The following is a 21,075-nucleotide window of genomic DNA, read 5'->3' on the forward strand; positions in this document are numbered from 1 at the left end:
ATCGTCCTTTCCTAATCTAAAGCCTCATGGTGCTGGTACAGGATAAGTTGTTATCAAATTACCTGCTTTATCTGTAAAAATTTTAATCCAAGTGGTTTCTCCACCACCATATTTTAAGGCTGAGTTACCAACAAGTTCTCCAACATCTACTGTTCTAGTGAACTGACCCCCACCGATGTCTTTAACAGTAGATTTGACAACGTCTGATCTCTGTAGAATTTCCTTTAACTTATCTGGTGTAATAGAGAAAATCGACCGACTATTAGCTAATGGTCTATTAAAATGCCCTTCAAGAACATGATTAAATCCTGCTGAAACTGGTTCACCTGAATCTCTTAATGGAGTAAATCTGGTCCTCCCATTCGCAATGTTTACCCTTGATTGTACAGATCCTAAACTTGATGTAACTTGTCCCGTCCCCTTAGTAGCAGCTCTACTTAAAGCATTAGCCTCAGCTTGGACTGTCATTTGAGTTAATACAGGCTCTTCTACTGGTCTTGGTGCAACCCGAACGCTTGGCGTAGTCGTCCTGCTTGTGCTATTCTGAGCCGCCCTTGTTGCGGCAGCCGAACCTGAAAATCCGGCTCCCATGCCCCCGCCACCAATGGTTGTATCTTCCTCGGCAAGATTACCCGTCGAGTCTTTGTAACGTAAAGGGTTATTCAACACATACGTGTACAAATTCAGACTACGCGGGTTATGGAGCTGTCCTTCAACAGGGTCCCGGGTAATGAATCGTCCTACACTTGGATCATACCATCTTGCGCGCAAAAATTGAAGGTTTGTCCTGTTATCCCAGTATTCCCCACTGTAACGGAATGGCTGCTCAATTTGCTCAGATACGGTTAACGGATTCCCCCAGATATCATATGTGTATTGATTTATTACATTCCCGTTAGCATCCGATAGTCCGACAATATCACCATGTCCGTTCTGTAAGTAGTACGCCTTTGTTCCATTCGCATCAACGCGGACTGCCAAGCCATTCCCTCGAATATATCTCGCTTTTAATGCAGCAGATCCATTTACGACAGTACCCTCAGCAATGATGTTTGGACCATCGTAATAATAACGGGTTGTCTGGCCATTCCCTGTCCGTTCGTAAAGCATGCCGTCTCCATTATAGCGATAGGAAACGACTCTTCCGTCGTCGTTAGTGACTTGAACCAGCCTGTTGCGATCATCATAACGATAATCGGCTCCGCTCATATTGAAATTGTTGGTGCTTTGAACGGTTTCTCGATTTCCGCGAAGATCGTAGGTGTACAGTTCATCAAATTGACTGGAGGTTCGAATGCGATTCAAGTGATCATAAGTAAACGTATGAGCGGCTCCGTTCTCCGTCTTCTGGATCACGTTTCGTTTGTAGTCGTAACCATAATTGAAGGTGTTGATCGTTGCTCCCGGTTTAGTTTGGGTTAAACCGACCAAATTGTACCCATCGTAATTGTATGACGAAGCTATACTGTTACTTTGCTTTACCGCAGACAGAAGTCCATTTTTCTTATACTCATAGCTCACATATCGTTCGTTCAAACTCTGCATAACATCGGTTAACTGGTTTCGGGAATCGTATCCATACATCGTCACAAATCCGAATGGATCTGTCATATGAGTTCGATTCCCTTGCCGATCGTAAGAATATTGAATGGTCCTCCCGTCAGGGTATCTTACATTATCCAACTGACCGGCAGTATTATAATGGAACTCCGTTCTTCCGGTTGCATCTTGCATCGCTGTACGACGGCCTGCGCTATCATAGTCGTACGTAATGGCTTCATTACCTGTGATGCTTTTGGATTGTAAATTATTAAAATTATACTCATAGCTTGTGACTTGGCCATTACGATCAACAAACCTGATTAGATTATTGTTTGCATCATAGAAATATTTTTCGACAAGATTAGAGGCATCCGTTTTTTTGATCATTCGCCCTAACTCGTCATACTCCTTGATTTCCTTACTGCCATCAGCAAATAAAATTTGCGTCAGCTTGCCTGCCATGTTATACGCATACTTTGTTCTTTCAGGATATGATGCATCAACCGCAATTAGGCAGTTAAATATGTCATAGTCAAAGTTCCCCTCCAAGCTGAATGATAGATTTCCAGCAAAATCATACTGATTTTTTTCGATCAGTTCAGGACCCGAAGCTTTCAACCATTCCTTTTTGGTCACACGTTGCAGGTAATCGTAAGTCTCCTTCGTTTGAGTGCCTTCTTGATCTGTCAACGTGGCTGTGTTGCCGATATCATCATAGCTGACGGTAGATGTTGAATTGTCCGGGTACGTAGTGGAAACAAGCCTGTTCCAGGCATCATAAGAATATGAAGTACGATGGGATAATCCATCTTCGCTCCATGCCAGGCGCCCATACATGTCATATCCGTACTTGGCCTGCTGACCGCCCGAGACCCCCTCGGAAACTTTATACCCTAACTCATTCCACCGGACGTAGCTTGTCACTCCAGCTTGGTCCACTTTTGTTATTTCGTTCGAACTATCATCATATCGAAGGACAACTTTCCCCTTGTCCGGAAAAATAGCAGTCGTAACGCGGCCAAGTGGATCGTACTGATACTCTGTAACAAGGTTTTTTCCGTCGATATATTTGGAAATCTTGCCCATTGAGGTTCCTTCGTACTGGAATTGCTGAGTGACCGCCGATTTCCCGACGTCCGCGTCGGTCACATTCATCGTTTGTTGCGTAAGAAACCCATATTTGTAAACATCGCTATATGCTTTGTTAACGACAATATTGCGGTTATCGTCCTTCAAAGTAACCGTTGTTGGATTTCCAAAATTATCATAGGTAAAATTGACTTGGGCCTTTAAGTTTCCTTCTCTAGGACCTTCTATTGGTATCTCTCTGTCTGAAATTTCTAAAATACTACCTTTCTGATTATCCCGTACGTATTTTGTCAGGCGAGTAATGAATGGACTGATTGGTTTGGTTACGGTCTCTAACCAATGGTTGTTAGCATTATAGGTGTATGTTGTCGTTACCTCTTGCGCATTTGTCTCCGATAGAACGTTCCCAAAATCATCAAACTTGCGCTGGGTAACGATGGGTTTGGGAGAAGAGCTATCTCCCTTTTTATGGATTGTACTTATGGTGTCAGGCAATGATAAGCGTCGTTCGGTATCATAACTCATCGTTTGAATTTTTTGATTATCGCCCGCGGCCTCAACGACTGATTTTGTATAAATGTACGGCGGTTCCTTGTCATTCAGATGCTGTTTGTAATTTGTGAATGTGGTTGTCTTCAAGCCATCGTCAACCGTCGTAACTATGTCATAACTGGTCGGATAAGAACTGCCGACATCCCTGGAATAAGAAAAAGTCTTCTGATTGTAAACCGAGCCATCTTTTGCCCGGTCGAGACGTTTTGTCACCTTATATACTTGGTTGTAGCCATCGGGACCAAAATATCGGTCTGCTAAGGCGTAACTATAACTTGTTGAAGCCCCTGTTGGATATTGAACAGATGAAAGCAAGCCATATGGATTATTTAGAGGTTGATTCTGAGAAGTGTTGGACCAAAAATTAAACTTGGCGGAGTTCAGCTCATAATTGTAACTCGTTTTATTGCCGACCTGGTCTTGAACGGACTGAAGAATTTCCTTACCATTCCAGTTTGTTTTGGTATAAGTTACCTTTTGGTCCATGAGTTGCAGGACTACACTATTTGCGGAGTAGTATATGTTGATTTGATTCCCTAACGCGTCCTTAATTCCGGTAAGCACTTTGCCATAAGGATCTACATTGGAATATAAGAATTGAATCGTATTCCCATATATATCCTTTATTTGAATTAGTTTTCCATCCGAATTGAAAAATTGCTGGGTGCCATCCAAGCTTCGGAGAACATAGGTCGAGACTTCCCCATTCACGTTGACGCTACTATCTGCTGAGAAAGAAAGATCTTTCCACGGATAGCCCTTAAGCTTGTAGTCGCTGATCTCATAGGTTCCTTTATTGGCCAAATGCAGATATTTTTTATCTTTCTTGGTTTCAATCGAGCTGATATTCCATGACCAACCCTTGCCGATGGGGAACATCTTTTCTTCATATGTTTTCGGGTTCGCCTTATTAAAAAAGCCATTATACATGAACCAGTATGAAAATCGCGGTTGACCTAGACGAAGATCCCTAAAATAACCCGACATACGGTAATAGTTTCCTAGATTACTAGGACCCATATACTCGGACCTAAAAAGCGGTGCCGTTGCAGCCAGCCTGTCCTTCTCAATTTGATCAACACTGGACTTGTAGCAGGCTTCGAACTGATCGGACGGGATATCCCCGCTGCCACAATAATAAAATTTGTAGTAGTCCGAATAAATTGTCAGGTTATCGTAATTTTTCGAAAACCTCGGTGTATCAACTGGATTGTAAAAATCTTGATCGAAACCGAGTCGTTCTAGTCCATTACTTTCGCGCTTATCGAACGTGAGAGCAATACTAGGATATACGCGGTAGTGATAAATGTCTTTTGCTTCAACATCTGGTTCATACCACTGAGCCGCGGTAGAATCGTAGACTCTTTCCAAGGTGAATGAAAGTCCATTGCGCCCCGGCAAAGTTAAATCCCCGTGATGTAAGGACAGGCTGCCGGTTACAGTCGAGATACTTTCTCCGGAAGAGCTGATGCTGAAAGGAGCCTCATCAATCTTTAAGTTTACGTTATTATATGCAATTTGGTCATATGGAGTTGGGTTAGAGCTTGAGTCCTGGCTAAAACCTCTACTTTGATATACAGAATCGTAGACGGAACCATACACAGAACGAGTGACAGGCAGTTTACCAGCATAGCCCTCAGTTGAAGATACTTTTATGGGGTCGGGAACGTAATTATCGACATTTTTTCTATCAGGTTCATGATTTTCCGTAATCGGTCCACTCGAATTTATATTCGAAATTTCTTCCGGAAGCGGTTCCGCTGAAAATATAGGTGTCGCTGCGGAAAAACAAAGGATGACGCTTAAACAAAATGAAATCAATCTTTTCATATGTTGCCTCCCATTAATTTTTCATAATAAGGCAGCAGGAAATGACTCACTAAGATGCCGGGGGTTCAGTGGGATTCGTTCGTCCTCCACCGCTTGGTGGACTTTGTGGGACTGTAAAGGTCCTTCTCATAGTGAAGGTCTTGTTACTATGTCCTGTTCCGAGCACAGTGATGGTGTAAGTTCCACCCGGAAAATAATTAATAGGTATTTCAGTTTGAAAACCCGGAAAGCATCTGCTGGTATTACTATAGGATTCCCCTACTAAGTGATATATATCTTCTCTAAACTGTCCGTAATGGGGCTCGTACTCGCCGTGGATGCCAGGTCCATCAATGAACATTTTCACATTTTTCACGCCGCTTCCATCGACTAACCAGCCCCTAATGGGCAATGTATCTTTGAACTGTAGCCCATCTCTATCCGGAAGTTCTATCGATCCAAGGAATGGCGGAACATTTACGATAAATGTTCGGCTTTCTTCAATCGTTGTATTGTCTCTTCCGGTAAAACGTACGGTTAACGTATAGCTGCCATTGTCCAGTAGATAGCTATTGAAAGAAAAAAAGAATCCTGAATTATGCTCTTTAAATTCTGGGAATGCTTGATAAATATCCTCTCTTGAGAGACCATATGAGGCCCCCCCCCAATAATTGCCATTAATAAAATATTCCACCTTCGAAACTCCGCTTGGATGCAGAAACCAACCACTTACGGATTCCCAACCATGGAATTTTCGCCCGTTTTCAAATGACTCTATCTGTCCCATTGGCTTTAGAAGTGGTTTTTTACTTACGGTGTTTCCATTTTGATCATATTGATATGTTAGAGTCTTTCCAGATGAGAGTTGAAAACTGAGAAGTCTGTTTCCCGCATCGTATTTGTACGTTCGAGGATAATTGTCTGCAGCTGTAAGTGAGTTGGAAGATTCATTAGATATTGTCGGAGTATCAATCTTAGATGGGGATTCAAGAGAACTGTTTGTGGAATTGGTCATTGAGGTCAGCCTAGCACAATTGACAGGTGGAAGAGGTGCATCCGCTGCCTTAGACACATAGAAGGTGCTGGAAAACAATGTTGCACAAACCAAGAAAAAAGCAGTTATTTTTCGAATAATCAACGAATTTTACCCTCCCTATAATTTACTTTATAAAAGCATTTCAATCGTTTATTTTGATCCCGTATCTACCAATTTAACTCGAATCCATCGGCATAATCCTCCTTCTTACCGTTGTTGAAGGCAGTATGCCTCCCAATCATAAAAATACGCTTTTTATGCAACATATGTTAATAGGTAGGTCTGGTCATTTTTGTCGGGAAAAAACGATTAAATCTTATATTAATTTACATCCATTAGTAATTCGACTTATACTTTGTAAGATTATGACGAATCTTGCTTATAAGAAAGAATTATGACGATTTTTACTTATTTTATTGTCAGATTAAATTGACTTTGCTATAATAACGTTTGTTTAATTTCAAAATTTAGGAAGGGATGTATGAGGATGGCCGTTCGCTACCAAGAAAAAACCATCGCTGATTTCATCTTCCAACTAAGAACAGAAGGAAAATTAACATATTCGGAGCTTGAAAAACTTACTGGTGTGAGCATTCCTACAATACATAAAATCGAATCGGGTGTGACAAAACATCCAGAATATAAGACTGCTAAAGCCTTTGCTAATGCATTTCCAATCTTCTATGAAGAAATCATAAAGGCATATGTAGAACAAGAAGACGGAGTAGAAACTCTATTCGAAATTTTGCACGAGATAGTAACCTCAGGCAAAAATCTTACATTAGCTCCCTTAGCGGCGATCCGCATCTTACAATCTCCTCAAAATAAAACCGAGCAATCCCTACAACGTCTGTATGACTTTACAGAATCAATAGACATTGATTCAGTGAAGGTTTCACTTTACCAAGTAATTGTTCAATATTCTAGAGATCATGGAATACCTATTTTTGTTGCAAAAGGTCTTTTTCGAAAATATTTGATTGAACGAACCGACTTATCGAAGATGAAGGAGGCTTTTCGAGAAGGAGAGGAAATACTTCATTACATTGATTTTTTGTCACTTGAGGAAAGAGTGTCCTATTACTATAAAATGGCTTTACTTGCATATACCCTTAAAGAGTATTCTAAATGCATTCAATTAGGACATTCTGGTCACGCAGAGGACAAAACAAATTCCGTGTTGAAAGAACGGGTAGCCTTGGCGATCTGCAACTCCTTATGGCAGCTTGCTGACTATACAGCTTTTGAAGAACACATCACATTATATGAAAAGCTCAATTATCAAATTATCATTGATCGATTGAAAATATTTCGCGCTATGATTCTAGCTCGAACTGATCGCCATATGGAATCACTCCCATTACTGTGGGAATGCTTGGATGAAGTAAAGGGGGTTCATCGTTTACCTAGATTGAATCTGCTTTTAGAAGTATTACTTTTAACTAAAGACGTTGATTCTATCAAAAATCTGATTAATTCGAATGAGGAATGCTTCTTTCCTATCGAGAATGCTACTCCCTACCAGTATTCAGAGGTTGGAAAATACTTCAGGTTTAAAGGAAAGTTTATGTTTGGAAAAGGCCTTGTAACTCAGGCAATTGAGGCCTATCTTTGTAGTGTAGAGTATTTTGGCAAAATTGGTTCACACACCGATATTATAGAACTTTCCCATGACATTTTTTCTGCGTTATGCTCTATGAAAAATCAAATAAGTTTGGAACTTCTAGAAAAAGAAAAAATGGTATATAATGGTATCATCACTGAAAAAGGGGAGGTTTGACCATGAAGAGACTTCTCATGAGCATTGCAACACTATCCGTAGTTTTTACATTCTACTTTTATTTCAATCATCAAAATTTTCCTTTGGATGATACAAACAGGATTAGTACTGAAAATGTTGCGAAAGCTTATGTGGATGACCCGGGACTATAAAAAAGTTCAAGAAAAACTTTGCAAAAACAGGTGTTGTTACGCCTGTTTTTTTATTTTATTCAATGAATGACACAATATTATGAAGGCGTTTTTACCTTTCATTTTTCTTATAAATCCAAAATCTTCTTTTTTAAGAAAAAAATATTACATTGGTTAATAGCAATGTCAATAAAAGTTGAAAGGAGTGTCAAAATGAGCCTAATAGTCGGTAGAAAGGAGGCTCCCAAACAGCATTTAGCAGATCAGCTAAGCGATGACGCACTTCAAAATCAAATGAATTACCTTCTGGCCCAAATGGAAATTGCAGTCCTGTACGGAGAAAGCCTAACAAGTGAAAAAATGGTTCATTTAAGTCAACAATTAGATGTTTATGTTATTGTTGCTCAGTCCAGGAGGATGAATAAACATTTATCGACTAAACATGTCCTTTTTGAGCACACCATGAGCGATTTGGAGAGAAGAGTATGAATGAGAAAGAACTCCGCTCTACGGGGATCATTAGGGGAATTGATGAGCTTGGCAGAGTTTCAATTCCTATAGAAATCAAACGATCATTGAATATTTCTACAGAAGACCCCATCGAATTTTTATTTGACGATCAAAATCAAAGAATTGGGATACGGAAATATCGTACTCAAGAGTGTATTTTATGTAGGGAAAAAGAACACTTCAAACTCAAGTTCTTTAAAGGTTATTATGTTTGCGAGTCTTGTATTAATAACCTTCCACCAGAAAAAAAATTACCCAGAAAAACCATTAGCAGCCCAGAAAGAAACAGCACATTTAGAACACAGGAAGAGAAAATAACGAGCCAAAATACGATGGAGAGAATAAAGAAAGTAGCAAAAGAAAATCCTCATTTATGTCAAAAAAAAATGGCTCAAATAATTGGAATCTCTCAACCAAGGGTGAGCCAAATTAAAAAACTACTTGCTAAAAAAACAATACCTTCTGATTTTAATCGTGGACATTTCTAAGAATTTCAAAAAAATACGTAATATATATAATACTCTGAATAAACGGTCGTTCATTGGCGTTCGGATCGTATTCCAATGGTTTAAAATTTTTTTATAAATGAAGCTGAAGGTGTGAGGATAATGCAATATGAAACCTTGTTGGTGGGAGAAAGCGAGGAACGGATTCGCTATCTTGCCCGGATCGGTGCAATCTTTGAACGTTTATATGGCGTTAAGGATTTACATGACGCAGTCTACAGGGCGACGACTGGTGCCGGGTTCGCGGCCCGAAGGCTAGCCGATCTAGGCTATAGTAATGAGCAAATTGAGAAACTTTTACGCGAGCGATTGTTTTTTTATAGGGCAAACAAAAAGGGACACTAGAACCCTAGGGAACAATATATTCTAGTTCGCAACTCTTCCGGAAACGGTCCGCCGCTACATCATCTATTGAAATTGAAGCAGCGACGGACGCACGTTTCCTTACTACATATGAGTGGAGAGATTTAAACTGCATCCCAAATTCAAAAAGTAGTAGTACTTATGAGAAATAAAATATAATAATTTTACTCATATACTCGTATAAATAAATACATTTATTGTCTACACTTCTATCAAGGAGTGAATAATGACATGGATGTATTGAGTAATGTTGGTAATCGTATACGAGATATACGTAAATCGAAAAACTTATCGCAACAGCAGTTGGCGGATTTGGCCAGAACGCACTATTCCTATATTGGAGATCTTGAACGCGGCAATCGAAATATAACGTTACAAAGTCTTGAGAAAATAGCTTCTGCCCTTGAAGTTGACATTTCCGATTTTTTTATATATCAATATCATTCTAAAAAGAGTCAAAGTAATCCTACGCTTGTAGAAATCATGGATTTATTACTTGAGATAAACGAAAGCAATCAAAAGAAAGTACTTAATATACTAAAGGAAGTGTTTCGCTAAATCGCAGGCACGCCTAACGGAAAATTCGTCGTTTTCTATTGGTCTTAGGGCTGTGGATCGCTTATTTATATTTTTTGCTTCCTTCTAATCAACTCCCGATTTTCCCACAGAAGCATGCGCAAGTTTGATTTTGACCCTTGAATAATAAAATGCGGAATTTGTCGTTGCTTTGCAATTTCAACGCAGCTCCAGGTAGCTCGGTGCGATGTGGCCGTCAGCAGAAAAAATAAGGCATCGGCTTTGCTTAAATCCGCGTGAATTCGCTCCGGGGCATCGCCGCTATCATGTATGAGTATTGCGCCTGTCTCCGCCACAACCCCCTCGAACCATTTCCGCAGACCGCCGACAATTACAATTTTACAGTTATCCAAGAATGGATCGGGCTTCGTCTTCTCGGCTTGCCTCTTGAGTAAAGATGGCTTATACGCTTTGAATTCTTGCTCGGCCGCAGTCTGTTTTGTTTTCCGGTACAATCGGGATAATCGGGCAAATCGCCCTTCGTCAGCAACGTTGAATAGACATGGATCTCCGTCGTTAGGCTGTTGGATTTCAATATCTCGTCGGTGCAATGGATATCGGTTTTGTGCATTGTTGATGTCCACACAGTACCATGTAAAGTAATTTCCGAGCTCGACATATCCATCAAATTGGCGGATCGGAGCATAGGTATCGTCCCCTTGGAGTAAAAGCTCAATTTCATAGAGTATCATGCCGTTATGTTGCTTGCCTGGCGAGCATTGGACTTCGGCTTCGTGCTCAAGCCCGTGTTGATGGATCATCGATTCCGTAATGTTAAACGATTTTCCGTCCTCCATCACGACGTAACCGCCATGATCTCGTCGATAGAACGTGCCGACACAAGATTGCCGGCTCGCCTCGGGTACGCTTGGAACCGATTCAAACGAAGGATCGCTTATCTGGACATGATCTTGCGATTGCGCCTGCCCGGTTTCTTGCCGAAACTGCTCCAAAAGATCGATCAAGTCAAAAATTTTCCTTATCTGCGCCCGAAGAACAGATGCATTCTCCGGATTGGCTTGCCGAAGCTCGTAATAAAGCTTGTCCGACTCCGGCAACAAGGAATGTAAAAGAAGCGCGATAAGCTCTTGTGTGCTCCCCTGCCCCTTCCTCTCATGCCGTTGCTTCCATTGTTCCAATTCATGCTCCGCTTTTACCGCATTGGCTTTCATTTCCTCGACTTTCAATTCGGCTTCTTTCACCAAATCTTGCAGATCGTTTTTTTCCTGATTCAGACGATGCAGCCGAGCTTCCAACTGATTCCGGTAGGCTTCCGCTTCCATCTTTTGCTTCAGCGCTTCTTCTTTCAAGATCCGCAGCTCCACCGCTAATTGTTGCTTTTCTCTTTCGAATTGCTCTAGCTTTTTCGTTTGAGCTCCAAGCTCCTTGCGCAGCTGCTGGGCTTCCTTTTCCTTCGTCTGGCGTAAGGCAAGCTCGTTCTTCAGCTTTTGCTCAATCACAGTATGCTTTTCGTCGTTGGAACGGTCATCTTGCGGGCTCTTCGCTTCCGGAGCCTTCTCTTTTAATCCTTCTTCAAACTCTCTTATGGCCTCTTCCCAAGATGTTCTATCTATCGAACGGTCAGGATGAAACCGGAGAGCCCAATAAACATGCCATCGCCCAAATTTTAAGATGTTATCCTCTTTTGTAGCCAGAAATGTTTCCAAAGAGCTGTGGGATTCATTTTTCAATAAATCGAACACGGTGAATATGATAACCCAACAAAGTCGTTCTCGATCGGAGGTAAGATAATGTTTTTGCAGCTGGAAGAGTAATTTTTGAAAGAGTGCATCGGGAAATTTCTTATACTTGGAGAAAACGATGGGGAAATTTAAGAAATGGGCTATGGCTCGTTTTTGTTGAACGGATAGTTCATTAATTAAAAATCTGAACTTATCGATCGGGAAAGGGAGACTTATCTCTTCTTGTATAGCTTGCATAAAAGTCGGCTTTTGTTCCTCATATCCCTCGGTTAAAGAGTTAATTTGACGGACTTCGGCCTTTTCGCTCATGAACATCCTCCTATTTTTATGAATAAAACACCATAATTTAGGATTCGATGCTCAATTCCTAATTCCTCCAATTTATACATAAATACTTAGGACCCGGTTAAAATTTCCTGCATACCCGGGCTCCCCGCAAAGCACCCGGATTTACTTTTCTTGATTCAACCTTGCTTTGCGGGGCAGTGCAGCGACCGGAAGTAGATTCACTGTCTTGGCGGCTTGTTATATCCTCTGTCCCCGTAAGGCTGCAATTTCTCCAGCCACGGCTTTTCCATCATTTTGAGCTCCCACTTCATATCCGTTACATCGTCCGTTTTCTGCTCCTCCAGCACCTCGTAGGTGAAGGCTTCGGCTCCGAACTCCTTCCAATCCTTTTGCAGCTCTAGATTGGCGAATCTCCCCATATCCAACTGCATCTTGATGGTCATCCATTTGTTTTTCAAGTTCGGATGGCTGTCCACATAAATTTTGCCGTTGACTTTGTTTGTGATTTGGATGATACCCATGTAAGTCTTAATCTGCTTAAATTCCTCCAGCAGCTCCTTGCGCTTGCTCTTATCCATTGTTTTGTCTCTCCTTCTGAGCCCGTAAATCATAAATACCGGGCGATTATCCGAACCAGCTTGGCCGGAAATTCATGTAGATTGGTAATATCCAGGAATCGCTCATTCCCGTAGATCTGGCTAATGACGTCCTTGTCTTGGCCGATCGCGGCGGCAAGAAAGGTAATTCCTTTCCGCTCGTATTCGGCGATCGTCTGCTGCATGTCTTGAATGGCGTAGCTCCCGGTATAATCGTCCATCGCTTTCGGCTGCCCGTCGCTTATGCTGATCAAGAGCTTCGTCTTTTGCGGCGTATCAGCCAGCCGTTCCGCGATAATTCGTAAAGCCATGCCGTCGCGATTGTTGCTTCTGGCCCGAATCCCCATCAGTCGGAAACGGTCATTCGCATCGGTTCGATCAAAGTCGGTATAGGCATAAACCGACATTTGCTCCAGTCTGGAAGCATCCGCCGTATCGCCATAGATCAAAACGGGGATATGACACAGCTGACAAAATTCATATACGGCGATCACCGCGCGTTTGGCCGCTTCCAATCTGCCAAAAGCCTTCATCGATGCCGATTCGTCCACCCTCAGACCAACCACAAGCGAAGGCGATTCCGTCGGTGGGCGTTTTTTGGCAAAATACCTGAAATCCCGGTAAGCGACGCTGTCCGCTTGAAATTTACTGCCATAGTAATGATTCTTGGCAAAATCAAACGAAGCCTCGTGCTCCAGCAGCGGAAGCGTCTTTCTTGCGATTTCCCGCACGATGGGCATCAGTCCCTTGCTCAGCCGGACATATTCCTGCTGATTTGCCTGATCGTAATCTGGACGATGAACGATGAGCTTTACCTTATGATGAATGGAGTGGGACACCACTTCCCGAGCGTCGTGATTCAGCTTTTTGCGAAAATCGCGTTCTTGCCGCTTCGCCTCCTCTGACATGGGCTCGGGGTCGGCCGGATGATAAGCCGGGGCATTGCTCTCCCCCAAATCCGAGCTTTCCATGCCGGCGTCGTCCTCGGAACTATCGGAATCATTGGCGCTATCGGACGAGCTTTCGTCGCTGTCCGCGCTTTTTTTCAAAGCGATCGCGTCATCGTCCGCAGGACGGTCCAGATCCAAGCCGGTGCTGTCGACATCTCCCCATATTTTGATCTCTAAGGCTTCAGAATCCCGTTTTTTTTTACTTGAGCTTCAATCTCCTCCAAGCTTGCCGTCAAGCCGTGGCTTGCAAGCGCATCTTCCAGCAGCTTGATTTCCTCGGAGTCGGTTGTGATCTTGTAGATGACTTTATGATAAAGGGATTGCTTGACGGAAGCCCCTCCGGCAACCGCATCCGCCCAGTAGAAATAGGAGCGCATTCCAGCCACCCCTTTAATTGCATTGGCCCGGGCGGTTTTGTCCAGAATAATAATGGTGTCTGCCAAAACGTCCAATACCCGTTCATTGCTGTAGCCGGTTTTGGCCATGGCGCGTTCCATCATCACTTCTTTCGTGGGCAGATCCATCTTTTCCGAGTGCTGAACTCTGTCGCGCAATGCCTCGTTTAACGGCCTGGCCCCTGCGTAGCTGCGGTTTGTCGTGATGACCGCTATAAAATCCGGATGTCTGCGCACGATTTCCGTAGGAAGATTGATGCTGCCATCCAGCTCTAGAGCGGAGTTCAGCGCCATTAACACCGCGGCATCCCGAATGACGTTCGGCTCTTGGATTTCCAGGACGTAACCCATTTGGTAAGCTCGAACGATCTCCGAAGGGTAGAAGCGATACTCTACCGCTTCGCCGTCGCTGTTTTCCGCAGCCAGCTTCAGCAGCTGCTTCATCTTTAAGGCTGCCTGCTCCGGGGCGATTCCCAGGACGTCGGTCAAAACTCCGGCTGCACTTTGAAAACCGTCGCTCTCGTATAGCGCCTTCAACGCCTTCCGATCCGCAGGCTCCAGCTTCTCCAGCCGTTCCGAGGAAATCACGGGCAAAATCGCGCCGATAATATCCGATTTATCCATGTCCGCAAAGCAGGTGACCTTCGTATACGGCAGCCCGAAATTCGCCGATAACGCTTTGGCGAGCTGCGTTTTGCCCGAGCCTGCGTCGCCTTCCAACAAAATGTTGGCGATTTTCATTTCGCCGCGGTTCCAGTTGCGCTTGACTTCCGCGCTTATGCGGCGCTCTTCTTCGCTGGCCTTATGCGTTGACGGCTTTTGCCACACAAGCGCTTGTTCCGCATCGGTCAGTTGTCTTGCAGGAGACAATATATATTCCTGAATCATTTCTAACCACTTCCTATTCCAAGTTAATACCCCATATCCTTCAAAATTCTGGATAACGTGCGCAGCCGTTCCCCGATCAGCTCGTCGTCATCGCTCAGAGCCTGACTGAACAGCTTGATGTCTTCATTGATTCTCTCATTGTCCGTACAGATGGCCACGGTCATGGCGTCCCCCTGGAGGCCAACCCGGTCGATGACCGGCTCCTGCGGATCATACAAATGCTCATATCGGTAAGCTTCGCGAAAATGCGCCATCGTCCGGCAAATCAGAATGGATAGATCAAGAACGCGATGGAGCGGCAGCTCCTCCGATTGCCGGGACCATTTTTCTCCCGTGTACCGCCATACTTTGGCCGAAATATCGATTTTCCCCCTGTCATTCCATTGGGCCAATCCCAAGGAAAGACCTTTGGCATCCGTATTTCGGGCAAATCGGCCGTCAACCTGCTCATAATTTTCAGAAACGACAACGGGCTTATGCTTTAACGTAGTCGGTATTTTCATGGTATGTCCCTCTTTTCATTTTCTGTATCACTCATTTACTAATTTACTAAATTACTAAATCGCTACTTCATTGTAGCCTGCACTTGATCGAATGTCAATCCGTTGGTTGACCGGCTGCTTTAAAAAGAAAAAGAGCCGTTTCGACTTCCCTTATTTTGGGGAAACCCGGCTGCTTTTTATTGAAAGAAAATTAATTATATTATAAGTTAAGTAATATATTTACAATTCAGCTGACGATTTAAGGTGAGGTGAACAATGAACGGACGACTCAAAGCAATTTTATTAATATTTGGACTTGGCTTTTCCAACTTGGGGAATTGGATTTATTTTGTCGCAATTAACATTATGGTTTTGAATATTACGGGATCGGCGACTGCACTTGCAGGTCTATTTGTCATTAGGCCTATTGCTATGCTTGTAACCAATTTCTGGTCCGGGAGTATTATAGACCGTATCAATGTTAGGAAACTCATGATACTTGTTGATGTCATTAGAGGCATCTTAATCGGTTTGATTCTTTTCGCTCCTTCGTTGTTCGTTATTTACGCCTTAATGTTTGTCATTAATTTATTCGGTTCATTTTTTGGCCCAAGTTCCTCTGTATATATAACAAAGCTTATCCCAACAGAAAAACGACAACGATTTAATTCCTTGATTAGTATGACTAATTCCAGCGCGTTTCTGTTAGGACCGGCCATTTCCGGTTTGCTAATTATGACAGTCGGTGTTCATTTTTGCATCGTATTTAATGCAATAAGTTTTATTGTATGCGCTTTTATGATTTTCCTGCTTCCTGACGTAGAAAATAATAGTGACCATGCTCGCGGAAAAATCTCTTTCAACATATTGGCCAATGATCTAAGGACAGTGGTTAAATTTGCAAAATCATCAACATTTTTTATCTCTATCTATATTTTATTTCAAGCTGCTGCGCTAATAGGATATGCGATTGACTCTCAGGAAGCTGCCTTCATTAAAATGGTTTTGAAATTAACGGATATGGATTACGGCAATATCATAAGTATCACCGGCGTGGGATCGTTACTGGGATCTTTTATAGCGGCATTAACTTCGCAAAAAATATCATATCGTTGGTTTATGAGTTATGGCATATTACTGACTACTTTTTTTATATCCTATTTTATGCATCTTCCAGTTTTATGACCGCAGCGCTATCATTTGCATTGTTGGGTTTTTTTATGTCTTTTGCAAGCGCGGGATATGCCACATGTTTTCAAAATCACGTCCCTCCCGAAATGATGGGGAGATTCGCCAGCATAGCCGATATGATTCAAGGTACTATTCAAATTATGATCACACTTTTAGTCGGTCTGTTGGCCGATCTTATTTCACTGCAGCTATCCTGTCTCCTTTTCGCAGGATTTGCATGTTTACTTTGTATCCTTCTTTGCTTAAAAATGCTTGCACCATCGTCTAAATCAGAAAACGAAGCCCGCAAACCTGCGTGACTCCGTTTTTTTTGTTATTAGGACAAGGAACCAACGGCTAGACGCTCCTCGATTTGGGAGCATAAAGCCTCCTCGGTTTCCAAGCCGGCCCAATACATCTTGAGTTCCTGATTGATGACGGACAGCTCACGTGCGCTGATCGCCAAATCGGTGAAATATCGAAAGCCGGGAATCGTTTCGCGAAATAGCGAAAATCTCGACGGAAGATACCGTTTCTCTTCCCCTACCCACTCGGCGGCGGATTTTCTCGCGGGAAGACTGTACGTGTTCTGCCGAACGAAAAGCTGGGCCTTGTAACCTGTCAAAAATTCCACCAGCTTGGCGGCGGCGGCCTTGACCTGCGACTGACGATTGATCGCAAGCCCGATGTTCAGCAGCATGGTCATCGGCGTACCCAAATGCGGTACGGGCGCGATGTCAAAGGCTACCCGCTCGCCAAGCAAATAATTCAAATAAAAATAACTCGTCATGATCATCGACGCTTTCCCCTTCGCCAGAAGCAGCTCCGATTCGCCGGTCGTCACCCCTTCCGATAAAGAGGGAATACTATGCTTCATCTCCCCGCAGTAGCGAAGCGCGTCCATCATCGGCGTATCGGCAAGCTTAAGCCGACCGTCTTCGTGCCGCTCGAACTTCCCACCGGTCTGTAGCAGCAGAAGAGGCCAGCGGTTCGACGAATACAAGTCGCAGTGAAAGCCAAGCCGTTCACCCGGAATGGCAAGCCGCGACGAATAGTCAATCAGATCGTTCCACTGCCAGCTGCTGTCCGGCTCGGATAAATTGGCCGCCCGAAAGTGCTCCCGGTTATAACATAGAATGAGCGGGGAAAAAATAAACGGCTGCACGAGCTGGCGGCCATTCACTTGAAACGCGTCCGACAGGAAGGAATACAGCTCCGGATTGCGTTGCATCGGCTCCAGCAGCCCTTCGTCTCCGTTCTCCACACATTCCCGAAAATTCATAAAGTTCATCATGACCACATCGAGGATGCCGCCGGACAAGTACTCGCTAATATATCTGTAGTTGCTGCTGGATGTAGGCACGGCTTGTACCCGGATATGCGGGTTTTCCTCCTGAAAGATCGACAGCAGCTGATGAATTCCTGCTTCTCCGGTGACAGAGCTGTGAAAACCCAGCTTTACGGTGACGATAGCTTCGTCCAGAGGACCGACAACCTTCGTGCCGACGCGCGGTATTTTTTCGATCAGCCCCTCCGAAACGAGAACGTCCAGCCCTTTTCGCACCGTTTGATTGCTCAGTTGGAACTGCGCGGCGAAAGATTTTTCGGAAGACAAATAGTCTCCTACCGGCCGCTTTCCTGTCAATATGTCTTCCCGCAGCGTGCTGACGAATTCGCTTAGCCGCTCGCGGGGCGTTTTGCGACTTGTCCTTCCTTCCATCCTTAGACCTCATTTCCATCCGATACACTGTAAAGAACAGGAAATAGGGACGAATCCTGTATCCGCTCTAATAGTTGTTATTATAGCAAGATCCCGCTAAAAAATCGAAAAGTTGCCGGCGCTGTGTTTTACCGTATCGCTTTCAGCCGGCAGCGCTTTCCGGTTGACCTTCTCTTCCAGACACGATGTCATGAAGAAGTAACCTCCGTTTCCGAAAGCGCCGTTCGTCGCTTCATACTTGCCGCCCGTGAAGTGGGCGCCGACGGCCTTCAATTTGTTCGTTCCGCCTTGCATGTGAAAATGTGCCGTATCCGCGTCCGAAGCGGCGCTCCTGCAATTTCCGAAATTCCACGTGATGGCGTTTGCCGGATCGACGCTCTTCAGGAACGCCTTCTCGCCGTTCGTTCCGCTGAATACTGCGCCGCCGTCGATCGCGATCCACTGATCGGGTTTGTTTTTCGGATTGTTGACATCGCCGACCTTGTCCCAGGCGCCGGTGAACAAGAAGCAGCAATCCACAAGTCCGCCCCCCTGCATAACGATTTCACGCGTGCCCACCTTGACCGTGCCTCCTGCCTGAGGCAGGCCCTTGAACCATGTATTGATGAGCGTCAGCTTATCGATGCTCCCCAAGTTGACATCCTCGACGTTGTAAAACTCGCTGTTGAGAATCGTCAAATCCCCGCTGCACGGCATGTAACCGACTTGGGCCGTTCCCGAACGGATCGGACGGGCGATTTCATAGCCCTTGAGCATGCTGAAGGAGCAGCTGTCGATCATATTTTTCCTTGTGCCCCGGGAGGAGCTTTTCGAAATCGTTATCATCTCTTCCGCCGTACAGCCTCTCATTTGCAGACCGTCCATGTTGACCCAGAACGAGCCTGAATTCGCCATTTTCACGCCGGGCTTCGTATACGTCACGACGGCATGGCAATCCTCAAGTGTCAGGTCGGTCAGCCGCTTGTGCGCGACGATCCGCGATGCGATATGCTTCTTGACGGTCACCCGCTTGGCGCTGTCGCCCCAAGTCGAGCCGCTGTTCGCGAACGACAACAAGCCGGAGTTGTTGATATATGTAAGATCGTGCTCGAATTGACCGTGCGTGACGAACGGGCCGTACTCGTCGCCGTCTCCATGGCAGTTCTCAACCATGCAGTAGGCCGCGCACGTAAAATCGTTCAAATGACGGGCATTGCTGGTGTTGCAATCCCTGACGTGGCCGTACAGCACGTTGATCTGCTGCGTTAAATAGCCGGTACCGCCCCAATCGCGTTCTTCCGGATTCATCAGTTGACAGCGTTCCGTCACGTAATGGGTATTGTATCTGCGCATGACGACCGGCCAGAACACTTTGGTCGCCTTGATGCCCGATGCGTCGCATTCGACCGCGAATTCGTACGCGACCGGATTCGATCCGATCTGGTCCCAAGTCGGGAACGGCCGGGTGCTCGTACCGTTAGGCGGCACCGGGATGCCGGTAAAACTCATATTCCGCACATGGCAGCGGAAAACCGGGTTGATCTTCCGGTAGGTCAACTGGCGTCCCTTCGCCAGCGGCCAGCCGAGCTTATAATTGAACCGGACATGGGTAGAGTCGAGAATTTCCGTTACTTTGAGCAGGTAATCGAGCTCACGCTGCGCGCTTCCGCCCGGATTGTTCTTGATTTGCGCATGCCACCAGCTATCCACCACGAAGATGGACGAATCGGCGACCTCGAAAATATCTGAGTACTCCGGCAGTTCTTCGGTCAACGTCACGGTGTAGACCATGTCGGTTTTGATCCCCTGGAAAAACATAACGGCGCCAAACGGATTGTCTACCTTGTTCAGCTCGATTCCCTCGGTCGTTACGGTATGTCCCTGAAAATCAATCTCGATATCGCTGCGGTGAAATACATGGCGCTTGACGAAATTCAAATCCGAGTACGCTTCGACGCGGCGGATCGACAGATCGTTGACCATCGCGTCCAACGCCCCGTCCGCATTCGTCTTCGCATCGAAAATGCCGAACCAGCGAAAATCCCCGACCCCGTCGTGCACGACTTCAAAGCAGCCTTGGCCTTTTGCCGGCTTGTGTACCGTGCCGCCATTATCGGCTTTGGCGCTGCCTGCCATATAGCGAACCAGCTTGCCTCCTCCGTCGCCGCTCTTGTAGTAGCCGCCAACGAACACATGCAGGCCGTCCTTGAGCTGGCCGGGTGGAAGCGACATCAGCTCCTCCACGCTGGCGACCCACAACGTTTGACGATCCCCCTTACCGTCGGATTGCAGACTTTCTGCCGAAGCAAACCGCGTACCGCCCAAGGCGCTGCCCGCCAATATCGCCCCTCCGAGTCCTAAGGTCTTAAGAACTTTTCGTCTACTGATCGCTTCGTTCGCCTTACCGTTCGTTCCATTCTCCTCGCCGGTTGCGTTCGCTGCATTCGGCCTTCCCGTCTTGTCGTCTGAGAAGTACATCGTTCAACAGCTCCTTTTCACTGGGTATCCGTTTTCCGATTCGAACTTGATCGTCGTGCCCTTTGCTGCAGAAGCAAGCTCGGCATAGTTGTCGAAAATCGCTTTACCTCCCCGTTGCCCTCTTGCTTATAACCGCCTACAAACAAGCTGTCCGTCCTCATCAGTAGATGCTCTATAGGTAAACATCCCTCCCAGATTTAATAGTTGAAACTTGGCATGGCCTCCGATACTTACACTTTACTTTTGAAACATCTTTTTCAATCTGGTTTTATTTTGATTCATAAATATTAAGATTATCAAACAAATAATGATTCTGGTTTGTTTCAGATTTGTTTTCTATGTCCATCATTCATGAAATTGTAAGCGTTGTCAATCCTTTTTTTGTAACACTATAAGAAAAGCTTTTTGTCGAAGCCCTTTCGAAGAAGATACATTCGTGTTTTAGAGGAAGCTTTTCTTGAAATGATAGAATGGTTCAGCTTCGCTGAAAACTTATACATTCTATCATTATAAAAAAAGAACCCGAACGGCT

14 protein-coding genes are annotated in these 21,075 nt (G+C 44.7%); 5 read left to right on the forward strand and 9 right to left on the reverse strand.

Features of this window, described 5'->3' with window-relative positions:
- Positions 1–24: 24 nt before the first annotated feature.
- The gene (locus ET33_RS40425) at positions 25–5,013 is read right to left on the reverse strand and encodes an RHS repeat domain-containing protein (protein WP_081890355.1); all 4,989 of its coding nucleotides are present in this window, start codon (positions 5,011–5,013) and stop codon (positions 25–27) included.
- Positions 5,014–5,062: 49 nt separating this feature from the next.
- Positions 5,063–6,130: an Ig-like domain-containing protein gene (locus ET33_RS37475; RefSeq protein WP_081890356.1), complete on the reverse strand. Its 1,068-nt coding sequence runs from the start codon at positions 6,128–6,130 to the stop codon at positions 5,063–5,065.
- 385 nt (positions 6,131–6,515) lie between these two features.
- Between ET33_RS37475 and ET33_RS16935 the strand changes: the two genes are divergently transcribed.
- From ET33_RS16935 to ET33_RS16955, 4 genes are all read left to right on the forward strand, one after another.
- Positions 6,516–7,808: a helix-turn-helix domain-containing protein gene (locus ET33_RS16935; RefSeq protein WP_036684265.1), complete on the forward strand. Its 1,293-nt coding sequence runs from the start codon at positions 6,516–6,518 to the stop codon at positions 7,806–7,808.
- Positions 7,809–8,152: 344 nt separating this feature from the next.
- Complete coding sequence (locus tag ET33_RS16940; protein ID WP_036684065.1) at positions 8,153–8,428, forward strand: hypothetical protein; 276 nt, start codon at positions 8,153–8,155, stop codon at positions 8,426–8,428.
- Positions 8,425–8,937 carry an AbrB/MazE/SpoVT family DNA-binding domain-containing protein gene (locus ET33_RS16945; protein WP_036684068.1) on the forward strand — a complete coding sequence of 171 codons (513 nt, stop codon included), beginning with the start codon at positions 8,425–8,427 and terminating at the stop codon, positions 8,935–8,937. The genes ET33_RS16940 and ET33_RS16945 overlap by 4 nt, the downstream gene beginning before the upstream one ends.
- A 612-nt stretch (positions 8,938–9,549) precedes the next feature.
- A complete protein-coding gene (locus ET33_RS16955; protein ID WP_036684077.1) occupies positions 9,550–9,876 on the forward strand; it encodes a helix-turn-helix domain-containing protein in 327 nt (108 codons plus the stop codon).
- A 65-nt stretch (positions 9,877–9,941) separates the two neighbouring features.
- Here the strand turns inward: ET33_RS16955 and ET33_RS16960 are convergent, their stop codons facing one another.
- The 5 genes from ET33_RS16960 to ET33_RS16980 form a co-directional block, all read right to left on the reverse strand.
- Positions 9,942–11,906 carry a DUF2325 domain-containing protein gene (locus ET33_RS16960; RefSeq protein WP_036684080.1) on the reverse strand — a complete coding sequence of 655 codons (1,965 nt, stop codon included), beginning with the start codon at positions 11,904–11,906 and terminating at the stop codon, positions 9,942–9,944.
- 197 nt (positions 11,907–12,103) lie between these two features.
- A complete protein-coding gene (locus ET33_RS16965; protein ID WP_036684083.1) occupies positions 12,104–12,463 on the reverse strand; it encodes a GIY-YIG nuclease family protein in 360 nt (119 codons plus the stop codon).
- A 29-nt stretch (positions 12,464–12,492) separates the two neighbouring features.
- Complete coding sequence (locus ET33_RS38450; protein WP_235206737.1) at positions 12,493–13,569, reverse strand: vWA domain-containing protein; 1,077 nt, start codon at positions 13,567–13,569, stop codon at positions 12,493–12,495.
- A gap of 35 nt (positions 13,570–13,604) precedes the next feature.
- A complete protein-coding gene (locus ET33_RS38455; RefSeq protein ID WP_036684084.1) occupies positions 13,605–14,714 on the reverse strand; it encodes an AAA family ATPase in 1,110 nt (369 codons plus the stop codon).
- 23 nt (positions 14,715–14,737) lie between these two features.
- Positions 14,738–15,217: a DUF6530 family protein gene (locus tag ET33_RS16980; protein WP_036684086.1), complete on the reverse strand. Its 480-nt coding sequence runs from the start codon at positions 15,215–15,217 to the stop codon at positions 14,738–14,740.
- A gap of 255 nt (positions 15,218–15,472) precedes the next feature.
- Between ET33_RS16980 and ET33_RS16985 the strand changes: the two genes are divergently transcribed.
- A complete protein-coding gene (locus ET33_RS16985) occupies positions 15,473–16,381 on the forward strand; it encodes an MFS transporter (RefSeq protein WP_235206738.1) in 909 nt (302 codons plus the stop codon).
- A gap of 322 nt (positions 16,382–16,703) precedes the next feature.
- On the opposite strand, the gene ET33_RS16990 is transcribed toward ET33_RS16985, so the two are convergent.
- Positions 16,704–18,086, reverse strand: a complete 1,383-nt coding sequence (locus tag ET33_RS16990) for an extracellular solute-binding protein (protein ID WP_036684089.1) — start codon at positions 18,084–18,086, stop codon at positions 16,704–16,706.
- A 96-nt stretch (positions 18,087–18,182) separates the two neighbouring features.
- Positions 18,183–20,543, reverse strand: a complete 2,361-nt coding sequence (locus ET33_RS16995) for a hypothetical protein (protein ID WP_051775397.1) — start codon at positions 20,541–20,543, stop codon at positions 18,183–18,185.
- Positions 20,544–21,075: the final 532 nt, after the last annotated feature.

Source organism: Paenibacillus tyrphae, assembly GCF_000722545.1.
In the GTDB taxonomy this organism is placed as follows: domain Bacteria; phylum Bacillota; class Bacilli; order Paenibacillales; family NBRC-103111; genus Paenibacillus_G; species Paenibacillus_G tyrfis.